We start from the raw sequence: 20,110 nt of genomic DNA, 5'->3' as shown, positions 1-20,110 counted from the left end.
GCTCTTTCTGTCGAGGGGCGAGGCTCTGTCGGGGGGGGGCGAGGGGCTGTGGAAGCGAACGGCCGCGTCAGGCGACGCGACCACGGCGTCCCGGCCTCCCGGACGGGCGCCAGGAGGGCGGCCGGCTCGGGGTCGGCCGCGACGGGCTGGAGGGCATGCGGACTCCCACGCGTGAGAACCGGGTTCAGAGGAGGTCGGTGACGACGGGCGGACCGGCCGGCTGCGAGACCGTGGTGAGCGGCTCGCGCACCAGCGAGGCCGCCGCCGACGGCACCGGCCGGCGCTCGTCGAGCGGCACGACCGGCGGCAGGTCCGACTCCCCGAGGACGACCCGGCGCACGACCCGCTCGGCGGCCCGGCCGTCGTCGTACGTGCAGAACCGCTCCCGGAACGCCGCGCGCAGCTGGGCCGACCGGGAGCCGCGCCAGTGGCCGGTGGCGAAGATGTCGATCAGCTCGTCCTCGCCGCGCGCGACCGCGCCCGGCGGGAAGGAGCGCAGGTCGAAGTAGGTGCCGCGGGCCGCGTCGTACGCCTCCCAGTCGTCGGCGTGGATCACGATCGGCCGGTCGAGATTGGCGTAGTCGAACATCAGCGAGGAGTAGTCCGTGACCAGGGCGTCCGAGGCCAGGCACAGCGACTGGACACTCGGATGGTCGCTGACGTCGACGACCCGGCCGCAGCTGCCGGTCAGCGGGGCGTCGTAGGCGTGGTGGGCGCGGGCCAGCACCATGAAGCGCGGGCCCAGGCGGCGCACGATCCGCTGGAGGTCGAGGGCGTGGCGCTGGGAGCGGCGGTAGTCGCGGCGGGTCGGCGCGTAGAGGATCGCCACCGTGCCCTCCGGGATGCCGAGCGAGGAGCGCAGCCGGGCCACGTCCGCCGGGGTCGCCCTGCGGAACACGTCGTTGCGGGGACAGCCGTACTCCAGCGTGGTGTAGCGGCCGGGGTGGACGCGCTCGTGGGTGAGGGTGGTGTGGCGGTTGGCGGACAGCAGGTAGTCCCACTGGTCGACGCCCTTGAGCAGCCGGGCGAAGTCCCTGCCCCGCGCCGCCGCCGGGCGCTCCTGCAGGTCGAGGCCGATGTGCCCCAGCGGGGTGCCCTGCCCGGTCTGGATCAGGGTCTGGCCCCGGCGCTTGACCAGGCGGTGGTCGAAGTCGGTGTTGCTGACCAGGTAGGCGGAGCGGGCGAGTGCCGTCCAGTAGGCGGCCGTGCCGGGGACGACGCGGCGCGGGCCGGGCGGGATGGTGTGGTGGTGCTCGGGACGGGCGATCCACGCCGTGCGGATGTGCGGCGCGAGATCGCGGAACGCGGACTCCAGCGCGCCCGGGTTGCAGCAGTGGCCACGGCCGTCGTAGGCGGCGAAGACGGCCCGGTCGGCGCGCAGCGGGAGACAGCGCTGGACGCGGTAGTGCAGCCCGAGCGCGGCGGACCGCACCCCGCACAGCAGCTTCCCGGTGGTCCGCGCGACGCGGCGGTGCAGGGCCGAGGCCAGCTGGAGCGTGCGGTAGGTGCGGTGCAGGCCGAAGCGGATCAGGGTGTGGTGGATCCGGCAGCGCAGGGGGACGGGGATACCGGGGGTGCGGTAGCGGCGGTAGTGGGCGCGGGCCCGGCGCATGAAGTCCGCGTGCGTGCCGGGGGGCAGCCGGTCCCGTCGCGCGTACACGATCGCCAGGTGGTGGACCATGCGGCGGAACAACACCGGCCGCCACCGGGCCAGTTCGGGCCGCTCCTCAAGAAACGCGAACACCCGGTCGTACTGCTCGAAGACGTCGAAGTGCCGCTCGCTGGTGGTGCGCAGGATGCTGCCCTGCCGCCGCTGCCGGTAGTGCACGCAGACGCGGTCGAGGGTCGCGATCGACTCCGCGGTCATCAGCACCGGGTACGTCCACGGCGTGTCCTCGTAGTACCCGGGCGGGAAGGCGAACCCCTGCTTCTCGACGAAGTCCCGCCGGTAGGCCTTGTTCCAGGCGACCATCAGCAGCCGCAGCAGACCCGGCCGGTCCTCCAGGCGGAACGGGGCCGGGCCCTGCTCGGTGAGCTGGAGGGCCGCCTGGTTGCGGACCACCTCGCCCGTCCAGTAGGTGCGCGCGTAGTCGAAGACGAGGACGTCCGGCTCGCCGGTCTCCTTCAGCCGGTCGGCGATGGACCGCAGCGCGTCGGGCGTGAGGGTGTCGTCGCTGTCGAGGAACAGCAGGTAGTCGCCGCTCGCGTGGGACACGCCGGCGTTTCTCGCGCGGCCCAGGCCGACGTTCTGAGGCAGATGGACGGGAAGGACGCGCGCGTCGCGGGCGGCGAACTCGTCGATGATCGCGCCGCACCCGTCCGGCGAGCAGTCGTCGACGACGATCAGTTCCAGATCGGGACAGGACTGGGAGAGCACCGATTCGAGGCACTCGTGCAGGTACGCCTGAACCTGGTACGCGGGGACAATGACACTGAACCTGGGCAAGAGGCCATCCATCGGTCGGCGCGGGCGTTCGGCCCGGGAACGGCCGGTGGGCCGAGTTGGTTACGGCGACTACGGCATCCGGGGGAACGCACAAGGGGCGGACCGCGACCGGTCCGCCCCTCCAACTGCCTTGCGCTGAACGCTACTTGACGGCCCCGGCCATCACGCCGGACACGAACTGCCGCTGGAACGCGAAGAAGACGGCCAGCGGGACCACCATCGAGATGAACGCGCCGGGTGCCAGCACATCGATGTTGTTGCCGAACTGCCGCACCTGTGTCTGGAGTGCGACCGTGATCGGCTGGCTCCCGGAGTCCGAGAAGATCAGCGCGACCAGCAGGTCGTTCCACACCCACAGGAACTGGAAGATGCCGAGGGCGGCGATCGCCGGGGCGCCGAGCGGCATCACGACACGGAAGAACAGCCCCAGTTCACCCGCCCCGTCCAGGCGCGCCGCCTCCAGCAGCTCTCTCGGGATCTCCGCGAAGAAGTTCCGCAGCAGGAACACCGCGAAGGGCAGACCGAAGCCGACGTGGAAGAGCACGACGCCGGTCACCGAGCCGAAGATGCCGATGTTGCCGAAGAGTTCGGCGATCGGGATCAGCGCGACCTGCACCGGCACCACCAACAGGCCGACCACGCCCAGGAACCACCAGTCCCGGCCCGGGAACTCCATCCAGGCAAAGGCGTAGCCCGCCAGCGAGCCGATGATCACGACCAGCAGGGTCGCCGGCACGGTGATCCACACCGTGTTCAGCAGCGAGCTGGTGATGTCCTCGTTCTCCAGCAGCTTCCGGTAGCTGTCGAAGGTGATCTGCGACGGCTCGGTGAACACCTTCCACCAGCCGCTCGCCGCGATGTCCTCCGGGGAACGGAGACTCGCCAGCAGCAGACCGATCGTCGGCACCAGCCAGAACAGGCCGACGACGATGAGGAACACCTGCACCAGCCCACCGCTGACCCCCTCGGCGAGCCGGGACCCCAGCGACTGCTTCGCCTTCATCGCCGCACCTCCCGCCTCAGCCGCCTTACGTTGAACCACATCACCGGGATCACGAGCAGCAGCAGGAACACCGAGATGGCGCTGGCGATGCCCGGCTGGTCCTCGGAGAAGCCCTTGCGGTACAGCTCCAGGGCGAGGACGTTCGCGTCGTCCTGGGAGGAGCCCGGGGCGATGATGAAGACCAGGTCGAAGACCTTCAGCACGTTGATCATCAGGGTGACGGCGACGACCGCGAGGACCGGCGCCAGCAGCGGCACCGTGACCCGTCTGAACACCTGCCACTCACTCGCGCCGTCGACCCGGGCCGCCTCCAGCAGTTCGCGCGGCACGCCCGCGAGCCCGGCCGCGATCAGCACCATCGCGAAGCCCGCCCACATCCAGATGTACGAGCCGATGATGGACGGGGTGACCAGGGACGGGCCGAGCCAGTCCAGGCCGTTGTACGGCTCCTTGAAGTTGCTGTCCGGCAGCCGGAGCAGGGCCCCGTCGGCCGAGGCCGGCAGGGTGAAGGTGCCGTCGTCGCCGGCCGTGGTGGAGGCCACGACCTTGCCGTCCTTGACGGCCTCGATCCTCATGCCGGCATAGCCCAGTTCGGACGCATCGACGCTGTTCAGCTTGCCGACGCCCTTGCCCCGCGTGAAGTCCTGCCAGGTCGTGCCGGTGATCTTGTCCGGCTCGGGCTTCGCCGCCACGGCGGGCTTGGCGCCGTCCGGCATCAGGTCCGGCGCGACACCCACCAGGGGCAGCGAGACGGTCTCGCCCGCGCGGACGGGTGACTTGGTGAGGAACGCGCCGCCGCCCGCCGGCTCCAGCGGCGACTGACGGCCCGGGTGGGCCTTCGGGAACGCCGACGCCTGGGTGAACGTGTCGTGCACGCCCACCCACACCGCGTTCGCGACGCCCTTGTCCGGGTCCTGGTCGTACACCAGGCGGAAGATGATGCCCGCCGCCAACATCGAGATCGCCATCGGCATGAAGACGACCAGCTTGAAGGCCGTGCCCCAGCGCACCCGTTCGGTCAGCACCGCGAAGATCAGGCCGAGCGCCGTCGCGACCGTCGGCGCGAACACCACCCAGATGACGTTGTTCTTCAGCGCGGTGCGGATGCCCTCGTCGGTGAAGAGGGACGTGTAGTTGTCGATCCCGGCGAAGCCGTCGCCGGACTGGTCGTAGAAGCTGCGGACCACCGAGTACCCGATCGGGTACACCACGAGCGCGCCGAGCAGGACGAGCGCGGGAAGCAGGAACAGCGCCGCGACCATCCTGCGCGTACCGGTCACACTCTTGCGCGACTTGGGAGCGGCAGGGGGCTTGACGCCCCCTGCCGCCGTGGCCGACGTCATGACGTCAGCCTCCGTAGGCCGCGGCCGCTTCGGCCTCCAGCTTCTGCTGCGTGCCCGCCACGTCCTTCGGGTTCTTCAGGAAGTCCTGGAGGATCTTCCACTCACCCTTGCCGGGCGTGCCGCCGAAGGCCTGGGGGGCCTGGTCGGACATGTCGAAGCGGAAGTCGTCACCGGCGTCGATGAGCGCCTTGGCGATCCTCTGCTGCACCGCGTTCGGGTACGCGGAGTTCGGCACGTTCTTGTTCGGCGAGAGGTAGCCGCCCAGCTTGGCCTGGATCTGCGCCGCGTCCGGCGAGGCGAGCCAGGTGGCCAGGGCCTGCGACCCCTTGGAGTCCTCAAGGATCACGGCCGCGTCGCCGCCCGAGACCACCGGCCCGTTGTCACCGACCGCCGGGAACGGGAACACCTTCGCGTCCGTGCCGATCTTCATGCTCTTCGGGATGTTGACCTGCGCGAAGTCGCCCGCGGCGACCATGGCCGCCTTGGGCTGGTCCCCGCCGGTGAAGACCTGCGTGACGGAGGCCGGGAAGTCGGTCTGCAACGCCCCCTTCGCGATGTAGTCGGGCTTGCCCCACACCTGCGCGAGCGTGGTCAGCGCGTCCTTCACGGACGAGTCCGTCCACTTGATCTCGTGCTTGGCCAGCTGGTCGTACTTCTCCGGGCCGGCCTGGGAGAGGTAGACGTTCTCGAACCAGTCGGTCAGCGTCCAGCCCTCGGCGCCGCCGGCGGAGAACGGGGTGACGCCGGAGTCGTAGACCGTCTGCGCGGTCTTCAGCAGATCCGGCCAGGTCTCGGGCTCACTCGCCCCGGCGTTCTCGAAGACCTGGTTGTTGTACCAGACCAGGGACTTGTTGGCGGCCTTGTAGTAGACGCCGTACTGCTTGCCGCCCACCTTGCCGATGTCCTGCCAGCCCTGCGAGTAGTTCTCGCCGAGTTCCTTCTGCGCCTCGGCGCCGAGAGGCTTGGCCCAGCCCCGGTCGACGGCCTGTTTGATGGCGCCGGGCTGCGGCAGCATCGCGATGTCCGGCGGCTGTCCGCCGGCCACCTTCGAGCCGATGAAGTTGATGATCGGGTCCTGGGCGGGCACGAACGTGACCTTGGCGCCCGTGCGCTTCTCGAACTCCGCCAGGACCTTCTTGAAGTTGGCCTGTTCCGCGCCGGTCCACACGGCGGCGATCTCCAGGCTCGTCCCGTCGAGCTTGGGAAGAGTGACTTTGCTGGCGGCGGCCTCCTCGGTGTTGCCCGGGCTTCCACTGCTGTCCTTGTCGTCGCCTCCGCAGGCGGTGAGCGAGAGCGCGAGCGCTCCCGCGGCGACGGCTGCCGCGGCCTTGGCGGCTCTGCGGTGCTGGGGGGCCGCCTTGTCCCGCTCCGGCGACCGGCGTTTCAGGATGGTGCTGCTCGTCATGCGCATGACTGCCCCGTTCTTCGTTCCCTCGTCGAACGTCGAGCGCGCTCCCGTGCGATCTGGTCTACGCCCGGGTGTGCGGGGGCGGCAAGATGGCATCGGCTGTCAAGCGGGGGATCGTGACCCCCTCGTGACCAGGGACTCGTCCCTGATCAAGGGAGGGGGTCGGCATCCAGCCAGTGCCATGGACGAGTGCCAGGTCCTGTCGTCACATTCCCGTCGTCCGCCCGGAGGCCGGGCAGGCGGGAATGTGACGACAGGACCTTACAGAAGTGACGGCACATGGGCCGCCGCGACCTCCCGCGCCGCCCTTTCCAGCGCGCTGGCCAACAGTGCCAGGTCGGTCGGGCCGTTCCCGAGTTCCCGCACCGGACGGCGGGCCGGAGGGTCACCCATGCGGTGCCATTCCAGGGGTACGACCGTGGGCCGCAGGGTGGCCGTCCGGGGGATACGGCCGGTGACCCGCCCGCCCTGGAACGGCGTGGCCCGCCCGTCCGCCCAGGTCAGGTTCCCCCGTCCGGGCGCCGGCTCGTCCGGACCGGGCTCCGGGGCGTCGAGTGCGACACGCAGGGTGGCCCGGCGCGCCGGTTCCGTCTCCGCCGTCCGGGCGCACGGGCCGGTGGCCGCCACCAGGTGGACGCCCAGCCGCTCGCCCTCCCGGGCCACGGCCTCCAGCGCGCGCATCACCGACCCGGCCGCGGGACGTCCTGTCGAGCCGAGGGCGGGCGAGACCAGCGCGTCCAGGTCGTCCACGACCACGACGAGCCGGGGCAGCGGCGGCGCCGCCTGTGTCTGCCGCCGGGCCGCTCCGGGCCGCAGCCGCATCGTCGAACTGGGCGGGGAGTCGAGATCCCCGGCCCCGGCGGCCGTCCCGGCACGTGCCTCGGCCTGGGCGCCGCCCCGGGCCGTCGCCGTGCGCTGGGCGACCATACGGCCCGACAGCTCGCGCCCGGTGTGCCACTCGGCGAAGTCGGACCGGCCCAGCAGTTCGGCGCGCCGCTTCAGCTCGGCGCTCAGGGACTGCGCGAACTCGCGCATCCGGACCGGGTCGTGGGCCGTGAGGTACGTGGTGACATGCGGGACGTCCGTACATACGCGCAGTCCCTCGCCTGCCCCGCCGCCCGCGCCGGGGCCGCCCCGGCCGTCGACCAGCACGATGCCCAGCCGGTCCGGCCGCTCGGCGGCGGCCAGGGACGCGATGATCGCCCGCAGCAGCTCCGTACGGCCGCTGCCCGGCGGGCCCTCGACCAGCAGATGCGGTCCCTGGGCCGCGAGGTCCGCGCACACCGGGCCGCGCGGCCCGGCGCCCAGCACCGCGCGCACCCGCCCGCCCAGCGCCTCGGTGTCGTCGGCCGCGTCCGCCCAGCGCGCCATCAGCGACGCCGGCGTGGCCCTGGCCAGGCCCAGCTCGTCCAGCAGCCGTGCCGCCTGGGGCAGCGGCGCGGAGACACGCGGCTGCCGCTCGCTCGCCGAGCCGTCCGTACGCAGCGGCGCCAGCGCCCGCGCGAACCGCTCGGCCCAGGCGGGGGAGACGGCGTCGACGGTGGCGATCGTGCCGTGCCCAACGGGTCCGGCCGGTGAGTCCTCGCCCCCGACCCGGGCCACACGCATCAGCCGCAGGGCCGTCGCCACGTCCCCGCTGAGCAGCGCGACGGCACCGCACTGCCGGAACGTCGGCGCCACCGAGCAGGCCGCCTCGTAGGTCTCCGTCACGGGCGAGGCGGGGGAGGCGGCGGCGGTCTCGGCCAGGCAGACGACATGGATCCCGGCCCGGGGGCCCTCCAGTGCCAGCCGCGCCACGGCCGCGCGCAGGTCGGCGCCGCCGGGGTCGCCGTCCACGACGACGACGGTGTAGGGGCCGGGGAAGCCGGCCACCTGGTCGGGGGCGGGAGCGGGGGTCTCGTCCCGGGCCCAGGAGGGGCGGCGGGTCACGGGGCCGGCGGTGCCGCTCGCCTGGGTGTCACCGCCCTGGCCGTCGGTCCCCGGTGCTCGGGAGAACCGGACGTTGCCCGGCAGCCCGCCGACCCCTGCGGCGCCGCCTCCCGCGTCCGCCAGCTGGTCCTCCAGGCGGCGCATGAGCTCGTCCGTGCGGGCGGCGGCCTGTTCCCGGTCGTAGGCGAGCAGGAGGCGGCAGTCCTGCCCGTGCCCGGGACGGACATGCGGCAGCCAGCCCAGCCAGGACCACTCGGCGGTGCGCTCCGCCAGGGGGCGGGAGCGGTCCGCTGCGATCAGGACGATCTCCAGTGTGTCGGGGGAATGCAGCGCGGTGAGCTGCGCCAGCACGGCACGGGCCAGCCCGGCGAGCCGTGCCCGGGGCCCGGCCAGACCGAGTGCGCCGACCTCGCGCAGCCCGGCGGTCACGGGCACCGCGGGCAGCAGTCCGGAGCCGTCCGGCGCGGCCCGGTCGGCGGTGCCGAGGCGCACCGCGAGCGCCTCCGGGTGGCCCGGCCCGCGCTCCCACAGCCGGGGGCCCGGCCCCAGCGCCGTCAGCAGCAGCGTGGCCGGATCCGGCCAGGTCTCCGGCACGGCCGGCCCGACGACCGGCGAACGCTCCGCCGCCACGTCGGCCGGCTCGTCCTCGTACGTCCCGCGCGCGGGAGCCCCCTGCTCACCACGCCCCCCGGCCAGCCGCCGCGCCCACGCCCCGAGCCCGCCCCGCCTGCGCGTCCCCGGCGGAACATCGGTGCCCCGGAGAGGAGTGCCCTTGCGCCCACGCCCGGACCGCTCGTCCGGGACGCCCGCACGGCTGTCGTCGCCGGGGCGACTGCCCCTGGCAGGTCCGGCACTGGCAGCTGCTTGGCCTCCGCCCGGGGCGTACGGGCTTGCGCCCGTGCCGCTGTCGTTGCCGGGGCGCCAGTCCCTGTCCGTACCGGAGCCGGTGGACGCTGTCGGACGGTGGGCCGCTTGGCCTCCGGCCGGGGCATGCGGGCTTACACCCATGCCGCTGTCGTTGCCGGGGTGTCCACCCCTGTCCGGTCCGGAGCCCGTGGGCGCCGTCGAACCCGGGGCCGCCTGGGCCCCCGCCGGGGCATGCGGGCCTACGCCCATGCCGCTGTCGTTGCCGGGGTGTCCGCTCCCGTCCGGACCGGAGCTGGTGGGAGGCGTCGGGCGGGGAGCTGTTCGGCCTCCGGCCGGGGCGTACGGGCTTGCGCCCGGGCCGCTGGTGCTTCCGGGGTGCCCGTTCCCGTCCGTACCGGAGCCGGTGGGCGCTGTCCGACGGTGGTCTGCTTGGCCTCCGGCCGGGGCATGAGGGCCTGTGCCGTCCGCCGTTCCGGCGCCCTGGCCCGAACCGCCCGCACGCCCGTCATCGAACGCCCCGCCCAGCGCCCCGGCTCCGGAGCGTCCCGCGTGCGTGTCCCCGGCACCGAGCCCGTGCTGCGTCGCACCATGCTGCCGGGGAGTGCTGGTGACGCCGTCGGGGGAGCCCACCGCCGACGAGTCCCCGGCGTTGCCGCGCTGGCGGGGAGCCCGGACCACGCCTTCCGGCGACGCCGTACTCGCCCCCTCCCGGGGTGCCGTACGCGCTGGGTCTCCGCCGGGGCCGACGGGCCCCGAGTTCCCCTGCCCCCGGGCGATGCCCGGCCCGTGCTCACCGGCAGCGGCACGGAACCCGCCCTGCGCGGCACCCGGCCCGCCCTCGGCAGCCGGACGCGGAGCCTCCGCGGCCGTTCCGGCACCCCTGCTCTCGACCCGAGGCGCCCCACTCCGCCCCGGCACCACCGCCGAGTCCGCGGAGCCGTGCCCCGCGGCGCCCGGCGTGCCCCAGGCCGCCGAGCCGTGAGCGTGATGGGTATGCCCGGCAGGCCCGGAGGCCCTGGCAGCCCCACCAGGCCCGGAGATCCCTGTGGCCCCGGAAGCCCCAGCTGCCCGGGAAGGCCTGTCGGCCCCGGTAGCCCCCGAAGCCCCGGCAGATTCGAGATGCGCGCCAGCCCCGGATGGCCCGGGACCCCCGAAAGACCTGTCAGCCCCGGAAGCGCCCGAAGCCCCGCCAGAGTCGACATGCGCGTCGGCCCCGGAAGACCCGGCAGTCCCGGAAGACCTGCTGGGCCCGGAAGCCCCCGAAGCCCCAGCAGAGCCGAAGGGGGGCGCGGCAGCCTCCGCAGCCCCGGCAGAACCGACAGGTGCGGCAGCCCCCTCAGCACCGAAAGGACCGGCTGGCCCAGGCCCGACAGCTCCCGCACTCACCCCCGCCTCGCCGGCGCCGGCAGGCCCCGGCACGCGCACGTGCCCCTCCCCGTCCGGCGTCGTGTCCACCCGGCCCCCCGGCCCCCCGGCGGGAGCCAGCCGCAGGGCCGATTCGCCGATCCGGAGCAGCGCCCCGGGGGCGAAACGGACCGCCCGGTCGCCCACGCGCGTGCCGTCCAGCGTCGTGCCGTTCGTGGAGTCGAGGTCGGCGACCGAGACGCGGCCGTCGGCGCTCACCGTCACCGCGCAGTGCAGCCGGGAGACGTCCGGGTCGTCGAGTGGTACGTCGGCGTCGGCGGAGCGGCCGATGCGGATCTCGCCGCCGTGCAGGATGTGGACGCCGCCGGCGTCGGGGCCGGCGATCACCTGGAGCTGGGCCGGGGCGTCGTCCAGCTCGGGATGCGGCTCCGGCTCGCCCGGCGCGCCGACGGACAGCACGGCACCGTCGGTCAGCGGGGGCTCGCCGAGCGTGCAGCGCTGGGCGTCGAGCCGCTGCTCCCCGGCGTACAGCACCGGGGTGCCCGAGCCGTCACCGCCGAGGACCACCTGGGCGAGCCCGGAGGCCACCGCCGCGAGCGCCGTCCCGGCGGGTGCAGTGACCAGCACGTCGCAGCGCGCGGCGCGGTCCCGGGCCGGAGCCGCCAGGCCCTGCGGGTCTACGACGGTCAGCCGGATCTGCATCGCCGTCAGCGGTCCCTTCTGCCCGGGCGCGGAGTCCCCCCACCCCGCCCCAGCACGTCGGCCAGTACTGCACGCATCCTCGCACCTGCCACTGACACCGCGCCCCTCGCTCCGGAAGAAGTGATCTTGATTGGTCGGCTCTGCCCGCAAAAGTGCCTGACAGATGACCCACTGACGATCACTTGAGATCGGTCACGCTCACTCTCGGCAACCCCGAGACCGAGGTGAGCGTCTTTCCTTCGAACGCGTGCGAGAACGCATACGTAAGACCCACAGAACGACGACACCCCGGTCCCCGGCGGCACGGCACTACAGTGGGTCGGACAGGCCAGCAGGCAAGGCAAGCACCAGGGAGCGCATGACGTGCGGCCGGTAGGCAGCAAGTACCTGCTCGAGGAGCCGCTCGGACGCGGCGCCACGGGCACCGTCTGGCGAGCCCGCCAGCGCGAGACCGCGGGCGCCGAGGCGGCCGTGCCGGGACAGCCCGGCGAGACCGTCGCGATCAAGGTCCTCAAGGAGGAGCTGGCCAGCGACCCGGACATCGTCATGCGGTTCCTCCGGGAGCGCTCCGTCCTGCTCCGGCTGACCCACCCGAACATCGTCCGGGTCCGTGACCTGGTGGTCGAGGGCGATCTGCTGGCGCTGGTCATGGACCTCGTCGAGGGCCCCGACCTGCACCGCTACCTGCGCGAGAACGGGCCCTTCAGCCCCGTCGCCGCGGCCCTGCTCACCGCCCAGATCGCCGACGCGCTCGCCGCCAGCCACGCCGACGGCGTCGTCCACCGCGACCTCAAGCCGGCGAACGTGCTGCTCCAGCAGTACGACGGGCAGATGCACCCGCTGCTGACCGACTTCGGCATCGCCCGCCTGGCCGACTCCCCGGGCCTGACCCGCACCCAGGAGTTCGTCGGCACGCCCGCGTACGTCGCGCCCGAGTCCGCCGAGGGCCGCCCGCAGACCTCCGCCGTCGACATCTACGGCGCCGGCATCCTGCTGTACGAGCTGGTCACCGGCCGCCCGCCGTTCTCCGGCGGCTCCGCCCTGGAGGTGCTGCACCAGCACCTGAGCGCCGAGCCGCGCCGCCCCTCCACGGTCCCCGACCCGCTGTGGACGATCATCGAGCGCTGTCTGCGCAAGAACCCGGACGAGCGGCCCAGCGCCGTGAACCTCGCCCGTGGCCTGCGCGTCGTCGCCGAGGGCATCGGGGTGCACGCGAACTCCGCGCAGATCGCCGCCGCCGAGGGCGTAGGCGCGCTCCTGGTGCCCGACCCGGCGCCCGCGCCCGTGCCCGACATGTCCGGCGGGGGCGACGCCGACCCCACTCAGGTCCTCCCGCAGGGCGCGGGCTCGTACGACCCGAACGCCGCGACCAGCGTCATGCCGCACACCGGCGGCCCGGCCGGCGCCGCCGACCCCACCGCCGTACTCCCGAACCGGGGCGCGGCAGACCCGACCGCCGTCATGCCGCCGGTCCCGCCGGGCTCGCCCGGCCACCCCGGTCAGCAGGGCGGTCCCGAGGACCCGCACCCCTGGCAGAACCAGCTGCGGGCGGCCCGCGACCGCAACGAACAGACGCAGGTCCAGTACCTCGACCCGAACGAGGACCCGCTGCGCCGCCGCCCCCACCGGCAGGTCCAGCAGCCCCCGCGCCGCCAGGCACCCCCGCCCGGCCCCGGCTACGGCCATCCGCAGCAGCAGCCCCAGCAGTACGCCCCCCAGCCCCAGCGGCCCCAGCCGCCGCAGCGCTACGCCCCGCCCGCACCGCCGCCCCAGCCCCAGCAGCCGCAGCGGCCCCAGCGCGAGCCCCGGCAGCCCCGGCAGCGCAGCGCCAACCCGATGCGGATCCCCGGGCTCGGCTGCCTGAAGGGCTGTCTCTTCACGATCATCATTCTGTTCGTCGCCGGCTGGCTGATCTGGGAGCTGAGCCCGCTCCAGGAGTGGATCGGCACCACCAAGGGCTACTGGGACCAGCTCACGGACTGGTTCAGCACGGTGACCGGCTGGATCGAGAAGGTCGGCGGGAGCGGTTCGGGCACGAACTGACCCGAACCACCCGGCGGGGTTGGTGATTTGTCGACACCTGGCGGGTGATTTCTGCCTCCGCAGTGAAGGTTGGCTCTCCGGACGCGTAGTTTTAGCGACAACACGCGTCGGTAGGAGCAGCCTTGGCACGGAAGATCGGCAGCCGGTACACCGCCCACCAGATCCTGGGGCGGGGCAGCGCCGGCACGGTGTGGCTGGGCGAGGGTCCCGAGGGCCCCGTCGCCATCAAGCTGCTGCGCGAGGACCTGGCGTCCGACCAGGAACTCGTCGGGCGCTTCGTGCAGGAGCGGACGGCGCTGCTCGGCCTGGAGCACCCGCACGTGGTGTCGGTGCGCGACCTGGTCGTCGACGGCAACGACCTGGCGCTGGTCATGGACCTCGTCCGGGGCACCGATCTGCGCACCCGGCTGGAGCGGGACCGGCGCCTCGCGCCCGAGGCGGCCGTCGCGATCGCGGCCGACATCGCCGACGGGCTGGCGGCCGCGCACGCCGCGGGCGTCGTGCACCGGGACGTGAAGCCGGAGAACGTCCTCCTGGACATGCAGGGCCCCCTGGGCCCGGGCGGCTCCCACCGCGCGCTGCTGACCGACTTCGGCGTGGCGAAACTCATCGACACCCCGCGCCGGACCAAGGCCACGAAGATCATCGGCACGCCCGACTACCTCGCCCCTGAGATCGTCGAGGGCCTGCCGCCCCGCGCCTCCGTCGACATCTACGCACTCGCCACGGTGCTCTACGAGCTGCTGGCCGGCTTCACCCCGTTCGGCGGCGGCCACCCGGGTGCGGTCCTGCGCCGGCACGTCACGGAGACGGTCGTCCCGCTGCCCGGCATCCCGGACGAGCTGTGGCAGCTGCTCGTGCAGTGCCTGGCCAAGGCGCCGGCCTCGCGGCTGCGGGCCTCGGAGCTCGGGGCCCGGCTGCGGGAGCTGCTGCCGATGCTGGCGGGCATGCCGCCGCTGGAGGTGGACGAGCCGGACACCGAGTCCGCCGAGGAGGCGGACCGGGAGGAGCAGCCCGCCAGGCCGGCACCGGCCGAGCGGGTCCGGCGGCGGGGCGCGGTCCCCCTGGTGCCGGGCGCGAAACCGGCCGACTCCAACCGGGACACGCACACCTCGATGCGCGTACCGGCCCCCGACGAGCTGGCCGGGGGCGCGCACGGCACGGCCCGGGCCCCGCGCGCGGCGGGCACGCCCCGGCCGGGCTCGGCCCGCAACCGCGCCCTCGCCCGGCGCCGCCGCGTGGCCCTCGGCGCGGGCGCGGTCGTCCTGGCGGCGGCGGTCGGCATAGGGGCGTGGCTGTCCACCTCGGGCGACGACGCGAGCGCACCTCCCCAGGACACGAAGAACTCGGCCCCCCAGTCCCCCTGACCCCCCGGGTCCCTTCCGATCCGCACCGGCCGGCCCGGACGCCCGGCGATGGCCGCCGGGCGGAGCCGTTACGCTGGAGGGCGTGGCAGTCGTCGATGTATCCGAAGAGCTCAAGTCCCTCTCCTCGACCATGGAGTCGATCGAGGCCGTTCTGGACCTCGACAGGCTGAGGGCAGACATCGCCGTGCTCGAGGAGCAGGCGGCCGCGCCGTCCCTGTGGGACAACCCCGATGAGGCGCAGAAGATCACCAGCAAGCTGTCCCACCTCCAGGCCGAGGTGCGCAAGGCGGAGGCGCTGCGCGGTCGTATCGACGACCTCGCCGTTCTCTTCGAGATGGCCGAGGAGGAGGACGACCCGGACACCCGCGCCGAGGCCGAGTCCGAGCTCGTCGCCGTCAAGAAGGCGCTGGACGAGATGGAGGTCCGCACGCTCCTGTCCGGCGAGTACGACGCCCGTGAGGCCCTGGTGAACATCCGGGCCGAGGCCGGCGGCGTCGACGCCGCCGACTTCGCCGAGAAGCTCCAGCGCATGTACCTGCGGTGGGCCGAGCAGCGCGGCTACAAGACCGAGATCTACGAGACGTCGTACGCGGAGGAGGCCGGCATCAAGTCGACCACCTTCGCCGTCCAGGCGCCCTACGCGTACGGCACGCTCTCCGTCGAGCAGGGCACGCACCGGCTGGTGCGCATCTCGCCCTTCGACAACCAGGGCCGGCGGCAGACCTCCTTCGCGGGCGTGGAGATCCTGCCCGTGGTCGAGCAGTCCGACCACGTCGACATCGACGAGAGCGAACTGCGCATCGACGTCTACCGGTCCTCGGGCCCCGGTGGCCAGGGCGTGAACACCACCGACTCCGCGGTGCGCATCACCCACATCCCCACCGGCATCGTCGTCTCCTGCCAGAACGAGCGCTCGCAGATCCAGAACAAGGCGACGGCCATGAACGTGCTCCAGGCCAAGCTGCTGGAGCGGCGCCGCCAGGAGGAGCAGGCCAAGATGGACGCCCTCAAGGGCGACGGCGGCAACTCCTGGGGCAACCAGATGCGTTCGTACGTGCTGCACCCGTACCAGATGGTCAAGGACCTGCGCACCGACTTCGAGGTCGGCAATCCCGAGGCAGTTTTCAACGGTGAGATCGACGGTTTCCTCGAAGCCGGAATTCGCTGGCGCAAGCAGCAGGAGAAGTAAGTTTGTCGACAAGGCAACTGCCGTCCTCGGTGCGGCAGTTGCCTTGTCCGTGCCCGCTTCTGTGCCCTCATGTCTGGGTTTTACATCACACTCACAGGGTCAGACTCCCGGCATTACCCCCGTACTTGGACATGGCGCCCGCAAACGCCCTTGACGTGCCTTTGAAAAATGGGAAGGGTAAAGCGCGGCATGCGTGTCTCTGGGGCGCATGTGAACCGGGGGGCTCTTTCACTGCAGCTACCCCCGTCGAGCACAGCTCCAAACGCTGCCTAATGACGATGAGCTACTGGGGGTAGCAACCACATGACGAAGAAGACGCGGATCCGTGTCGCGCGGATAGCGGCCGGTGCCGTGATCGCCGCCGGCGCCTCGCTGACCGCCGCCGGTGCCGCATCCGCCGCGGAGACCGACAACTGCCTGCTGGGCATCCTGTGCGCCGACGAGTCGCCGGCCCCGACCCCGACCCCGCCGGTTCCCACCGAGCTCCCCACCGACCCGCCGACGGACCTCCCGACGGACCCGCCGTCGACCGAGGAGCCCACCGACGAGCCGACCGAGCCCACGGACGAGCCCACCGAGCCGACCGAGGACCCGACGACCCAGCCGACCGCCCCGGGCAACGGGAACGGCGGCGGGAACGGCAACGGCGGCGGCAACGGCAACGGCAACGCCAACGGTGGCGCCAACGGTGGCGGCAACGCCGCCGACCCCGACGGCGGCACCTCGCCGCAGGAGGAGGGCTCCTCCTCCCTCACCGACACCGGCTCGGACGCCACCCCGGCGGCGCCGCAGGCCCAGGGCAACGGCCAGGAGCTCGCCGAGACGGGTGCCGCGCAGACCACCTTCCTGGTGATCGGCGCCGCCACCATGATCGCCGGCGGTGTCGGCTTCCGCGTCCTGCCGCGCCTCATGGGCGGCCGCGGCGGGGCTGCCGCCTGACGGTAGCCGCGTCCGCACGGACGGTAGGCACAGCGCAGCGCCGAGGGCCCGGAGCGAAACGCTCCGGGCCCTCGGCCGTGTCTTCGTGTTTCCCGGTCTTTCAGACCGCCGAATACGTCGCTAGGCGGTTTGGTGCGCCAGTAGTGCTACCGCGGCGATCAGCACCGTGAGCAGGGCGATCAGCGCCATCGGGTTCAGACCCGCGAGGAAGTTTTCCTGTTGCAGCCGCTCGCGGTTCGCACGGCACACGGGGCACCGGCCCTCGCTCACGGGCGCCGCGCAGTTCGCGCACACCAGCCGGTCGTACGTCATGCGCTCGCCCTCCTTGCGCCGGTTCCTTGTGTGTAACGCTCGCGGTGGTGCGAACGTTCCCTCTCCACTGTGCCAGGTTCCTCCGGAGGGTGCGCGGGTCGCTCCCAGAGGGGTGGTTGCTATTGTCGCGCGGCTGCGGGCCGCATGTGGCTCGTCGCGCAGTTCCCCGCGCCCCTTGAGGGGCGTGGTACTCACCGGCAGAAAAAGGCACAAGTCCTCCACAAGCACCACCGGTGACTGCGGTCTGCTGCCCGGTTCGCGTATGGTCACGCTCATCTACCCCCGGCGACCCGTGGTGCATCCGTGATCCGATTCGACAACGTCTCCAAGGTCTACCCCAAGCAGACCCGCCCCGCCCTCAGGGATGTCTCCCTGGAGGTCGAGAAGGGCGAGTTCGTCTTCCTCGTGGGGTCCTCCGGCTCCGGAAAGTCCACCTTCCTGCGGCTGATTCTCCGCGAGGAGCGGTGCAGTCACGGGCAGGTGCACGTTCTGGGCAAGGACCTCGCGCGCCTGTCCAACTGGAAGGTTCCGCAGATGCGGCGCCAGCTGGGGACGGTGTTCCAGGACTTCCGCCTGCTGCCGAACAAGACGGTCGGCGAGAACGTCGCCTTCGCGCAGGAGGTCATCGGCAAGTCGCGCGGCGAGATCCGCAAGTCCGTGCCGCAGGTGCTCGACCTCGTCGGGCTCGGCGGCAAGGAGGACCGGATGCCCGGCGAGCTGTCCGGTGGTGAGCAGCAGCGTGTGGCCATTGCCAGGGCCTTCGTCAACCGGCCCAAGCTGCTCATCGCCGACGAGCCCACCGGCAACCTCGACCCGCAGACCTCCGTCGGCATCATGAAGCTGCTCGACCGCATCAACCGGACGGGCACGACCGTGGTGATGGCCACGCACGACCAGAACATCGTGGACCAGATGCGCAAGCGCGTCATCGAACTGGAGAAGGGCCGCCTCGTCCGCGACCAGGCCCGCGGTGTCTACGGCTACCAGCACTGAGACCGCACCAGAGAGTCACGGAAAGGCATAACCCCTCGCCATGCGCGCCCAGTTCGTCCTGTCGGAGATCGGCGTAGGTCTCCGCCGCAATCTGACGATGACCTTCGCGGTCGTCGTCTCCGTCGCCCTGTCGCTCGCCCTGTTCGGCGGGTCGCTCCTGATGAGCGACCAGGTCAACACCATGAAGGGCTACTGGTACGACAAGGTCAACGTCTCGATCTTCCTCTGCAACAAGAGCGACGCCGAGTCCGACCCCAACTGCGCCAAGGGCGCGGTGACGGACGACCAGAAGAAGCAGATCAAGTCCGACCTCGACAAGATGAACGTCGTCCAGGCGGTCACCTACGAGTCGCAGGACCAGGCGTACAAGCACTACAAGGAGCAGTTCGGCGACTCCCCGCTGGCCAGCTCCCTCACGCCGGACCAGATGCAGGAGTCGTACCGCATCAAGCTGAAGGACCCGCAGAAGTACCAGGTCATCGCCACCGCCTTCAACGGCCGGGACGGCGTGCAGTCCGTCCAGGACCAGAAGGGCATCCTGGACAACCTCTTCAAGCTGCTGAACGGCATGAACTGGGCCGCGCGGGCGGTGATGGCGCTGATGCTGGTCGTCGCGCTGATGCTGATCGTCAACACCGTGCGCGTCTCGGCGTTCAGCCGCCGGCGCGAGACCGGCATCATGCGCCTGGTCGGCGCCTCGGGCTTCTACATCCAGGCGCCGTTCATCATGGAGGCCGCGGTCGCCGGGCTGATCGGCGGCACGCTCGCGTGCGGCTTCCTGCTGATCGCCCGGTACTTCCTCATCGACCACGGACTGGCCCTGGCCGACCAGTTGACACTGATCAACTTCATCGGCTGGGACGCCGTCCTGACGAAGCTGCCGCTCATCCTCGCGACGAGTCTGCTGATGCCGGCGTTGGCCGCGTTCTTCGCGCTGCGCAAGTACTTGAAGGTGTGACGCATAACAAGAGGGGCCGTGCGGTCAACAAGCCGTACGGCCCTTTCCCTTGTCCTAGACTCACCGCCATGTCAGGTCGTGACCCGTTCTGTCAGCCCCGTCGCACGCGCCGCGGGGCCGCCCTGACATTGATGTTCGCGAGCGTGCTCGTCGCGGGCGCGGCCACGGGATCCCTCCCGCAGGCCGACCGGAAGTCGGCGGCGGACGAGGTGCGTTCGGCCGCCCCGGCAGGGCACCACGCGGACGTCACCAGGGCGGCCGAGGAGGCCATGGCGGACGGCAAGTCCGCGGTGGAGGCCGCGAAGCGCGCCGTCAGCCGCAGCGGGGACCGCTGGGGCGCCGTCTACTCCCAGGGCGAGTACGAGGAGTTCGAGGAAACCCTCGACGGCCAGTACACCGGCGTCGGCCTGTGGGCGCGCAGCGCACGCGACGGCCGTATCGAGGTGACGAAGGTGCGCGCCGGCTCGCCCGCGGCCACCGCCGGGATCCGCCCCGGAGACCTGCTGCGCAGCGTCGACGGCGAGAAGACCGACGGGCGGCCCGTCACCGAGGTCGTGGCCATGCTCCGCGGGGACGCCACCGACGCCCCCGCCGGCACCACCGTCCGCCTCGGCCTGGAGCGGGGCACGCGCGCGTGGACCGAGACCGTGCGCCGGGCCCAGCTGTCCACGGACTCGGTCGCCGTTCGAAAAGCCGCCGGCTCGGTCACCGTCATCCGGGTCGACACCTTCACCAAGGGCTCCGGCGACCAGGTCCGCGAGGCCGTCCGGCAGGCCCCGCCCGGCGCCGGGATCGTCCTCGACCTGCGCGGCAACTCCGGCGGCCTGGTCACCGAGGCCGTCACCGCGGCCTCCGCGTTCCTCGACGGCGGCCTGGTCGCCACGTACGACGTCGACGGCGAGCAGCGCGCCCTGCACGCCGAGCCCGATGGTGACACGACGAGACCGCTGGTCACGCTCGTGGACGGCGGGACGATGAGCGCGGCCGAACTCCTCACCGGCGCCGTCCAGGACCGCGGACGCGCGCTCGTCGTGGGGTCCCGGACCTTCGGCAAGGGCTCGGTCCAGATGCCGAGCCGGCTGCCCGACGGCTCCGTCGCGGAGCTGACCGTCGGGCACTACCGCACCCCTTCCGGCCGCGCGGTCGACGGCCGGGGCATCACGCCCGACCTGGACGCCGACGAGGGCGCCCTCCAGCGGGCGGAGACCGTACTGCGCGGTCTGGCCGGTCCCTCGTAATCGACTTC

Annotated in this window: 13 protein-coding genes; 7 read left to right on the top strand and 6 right to left on the bottom strand. The window is 72.5% G+C overall.

From position 1 onward, the window contains the following. Positions 1-184: 184 nt before the first annotated feature. The 5 genes from QF034_RS15465 to QF034_RS15445 all read right to left on the bottom strand — a co-directional run bounded on the left by QF034_RS15465 (position 185) and on the right by QF034_RS15445 (position 11,063). Positions 185-2,446 carry a bifunctional glycosyltransferase/CDP-glycerol:glycerophosphate glycerophosphotransferase gene (locus QF034_RS15465; RefSeq protein WP_307175513.1) on the bottom strand — a complete coding sequence of 754 codons (2,262 nt, stop codon included), beginning with the start codon at positions 2,444-2,446 and terminating at the stop codon, positions 185-187. A 142-nt stretch (positions 2,447-2,588) separates the two neighbouring features. Continuing rightward, positions 2,589-3,449, bottom strand: a complete 861-nt coding sequence (locus QF034_RS15460) for a carbohydrate ABC transporter permease (RefSeq protein WP_307175512.1) — start codon at positions 3,447-3,449, stop codon at positions 2,589-2,591. Next, positions 3,446-4,792, bottom strand: coding sequence for a carbohydrate ABC transporter permease (locus tag QF034_RS15455; RefSeq protein ID WP_370880803.1), 1,347 nt, complete (start codon positions 4,790-4,792; stop codon positions 3,446-3,448). Before QF034_RS15455 ends, QF034_RS15460 begins: the two co-directional genes overlap by 4 nt. Positions 4,793-4,796: 4 nt before the next feature. Continuing rightward, on the bottom strand, positions 4,797-6,203 hold the full coding sequence (locus tag QF034_RS15450; RefSeq protein WP_307175511.1) for an ABC transporter substrate-binding protein: 1,407 nt from the start codon (positions 6,201-6,203) through the stop codon (positions 4,797-4,799). 258 nt (positions 6,204-6,461) lie between these two features. Beyond that, positions 6,462-11,063, bottom strand: coding sequence for an FHA domain-containing protein (locus QF034_RS15445; protein WP_307175510.1), 4,602 nt, complete (start codon positions 11,061-11,063; stop codon positions 6,462-6,464). Between the two features lie 363 nt (positions 11,064-11,426). On the opposite strand from QF034_RS15445, the gene QF034_RS15440 reads away from it, so the two are divergent. From QF034_RS15440 to QF034_RS15425, 4 genes are all read left to right on the top strand, one after another. Then, the gene (locus QF034_RS15440) at positions 11,427-13,106 is read left to right on the top strand and encodes a serine/threonine-protein kinase (RefSeq protein WP_307175509.1); all 1,680 of its coding nucleotides are present in this window, start codon (positions 11,427-11,429) and stop codon (positions 13,104-13,106) included. 122 nt (positions 13,107-13,228) lie between these two features. Beyond that, complete coding sequence (locus QF034_RS15435; protein ID WP_307175508.1) at positions 13,229-14,473, top strand: serine/threonine-protein kinase; 1,245 nt, start codon at positions 13,229-13,231, stop codon at positions 14,471-14,473. Positions 14,474-14,555: 82 nt separating this feature from the next. After that, positions 14,556-15,662, top strand: coding sequence for a peptide chain release factor 2 (prfB, locus tag QF034_RS15430; protein WP_307175507.1), 1,107 nt, complete (start codon positions 14,556-14,558; stop codon positions 15,660-15,662). A 303-nt stretch (positions 15,663-15,965) separates the two neighbouring features. Then, positions 15,966-16,601: an LPXTG cell wall anchor domain-containing protein gene (locus QF034_RS15425; protein ID WP_307175506.1), complete on the top strand. Its 636-nt coding sequence runs from the start codon at positions 15,966-15,968 to the stop codon at positions 16,599-16,601. A 120-nt stretch (positions 16,602-16,721) separates the two neighbouring features. Here QF034_RS15425 and QF034_RS15420 read toward each other — a convergent pair whose 3' ends face one another. Continuing rightward, on the bottom strand, positions 16,722-16,913 hold the full coding sequence (locus tag QF034_RS15420; protein ID WP_306966631.1) for a hypothetical protein: 192 nt from the start codon (positions 16,911-16,913) through the stop codon (positions 16,722-16,724). A gap of 303 nt (positions 16,914-17,216) precedes the next feature. Here QF034_RS15420 and ftsE point away from each other — a divergent pair, with 303 nt between their 5' ends. The 3 genes from ftsE (at position 17,217) to QF034_RS15405 (ending at position 20,102) form a co-directional block, all read left to right on the top strand. Beyond that, positions 17,217-17,906 carry a cell division ATP-binding protein FtsE gene (gene ftsE / locus QF034_RS15415; protein ID WP_003990615.1) on the top strand — a complete coding sequence of 230 codons (690 nt, stop codon included), beginning with the start codon at positions 17,217-17,219 and terminating at the stop codon, positions 17,904-17,906. A gap of 40 nt (positions 17,907-17,946) precedes the next feature. Next, positions 17,947-18,864, top strand: a complete 918-nt coding sequence (gene ftsX, locus QF034_RS15410; protein ID WP_307175505.1) for a permease-like cell division protein FtsX — start codon at positions 17,947-17,949, stop codon at positions 18,862-18,864. Between the two features lie 68 nt (positions 18,865-18,932). Then, complete coding sequence (locus tag QF034_RS15405; protein WP_307175504.1) at positions 18,933-20,102, top strand: S41 family peptidase; 1,170 nt, start codon at positions 18,933-18,935, stop codon at positions 20,100-20,102. Positions 20,103-20,110: the final 8 nt, after the last annotated feature.

It is taken from the genome of Streptomyces africanus, from assembly GCF_030816955.1.
Lineage (GTDB): Bacteria > Actinomycetota > Actinomycetes > Streptomycetales > Streptomycetaceae > Streptomyces > Streptomyces africanus.
The sequence above is the reverse complement of the archived record's forward strand: the minus strand, read 5'-3'. Positions and strand labels throughout refer to the sequence as shown.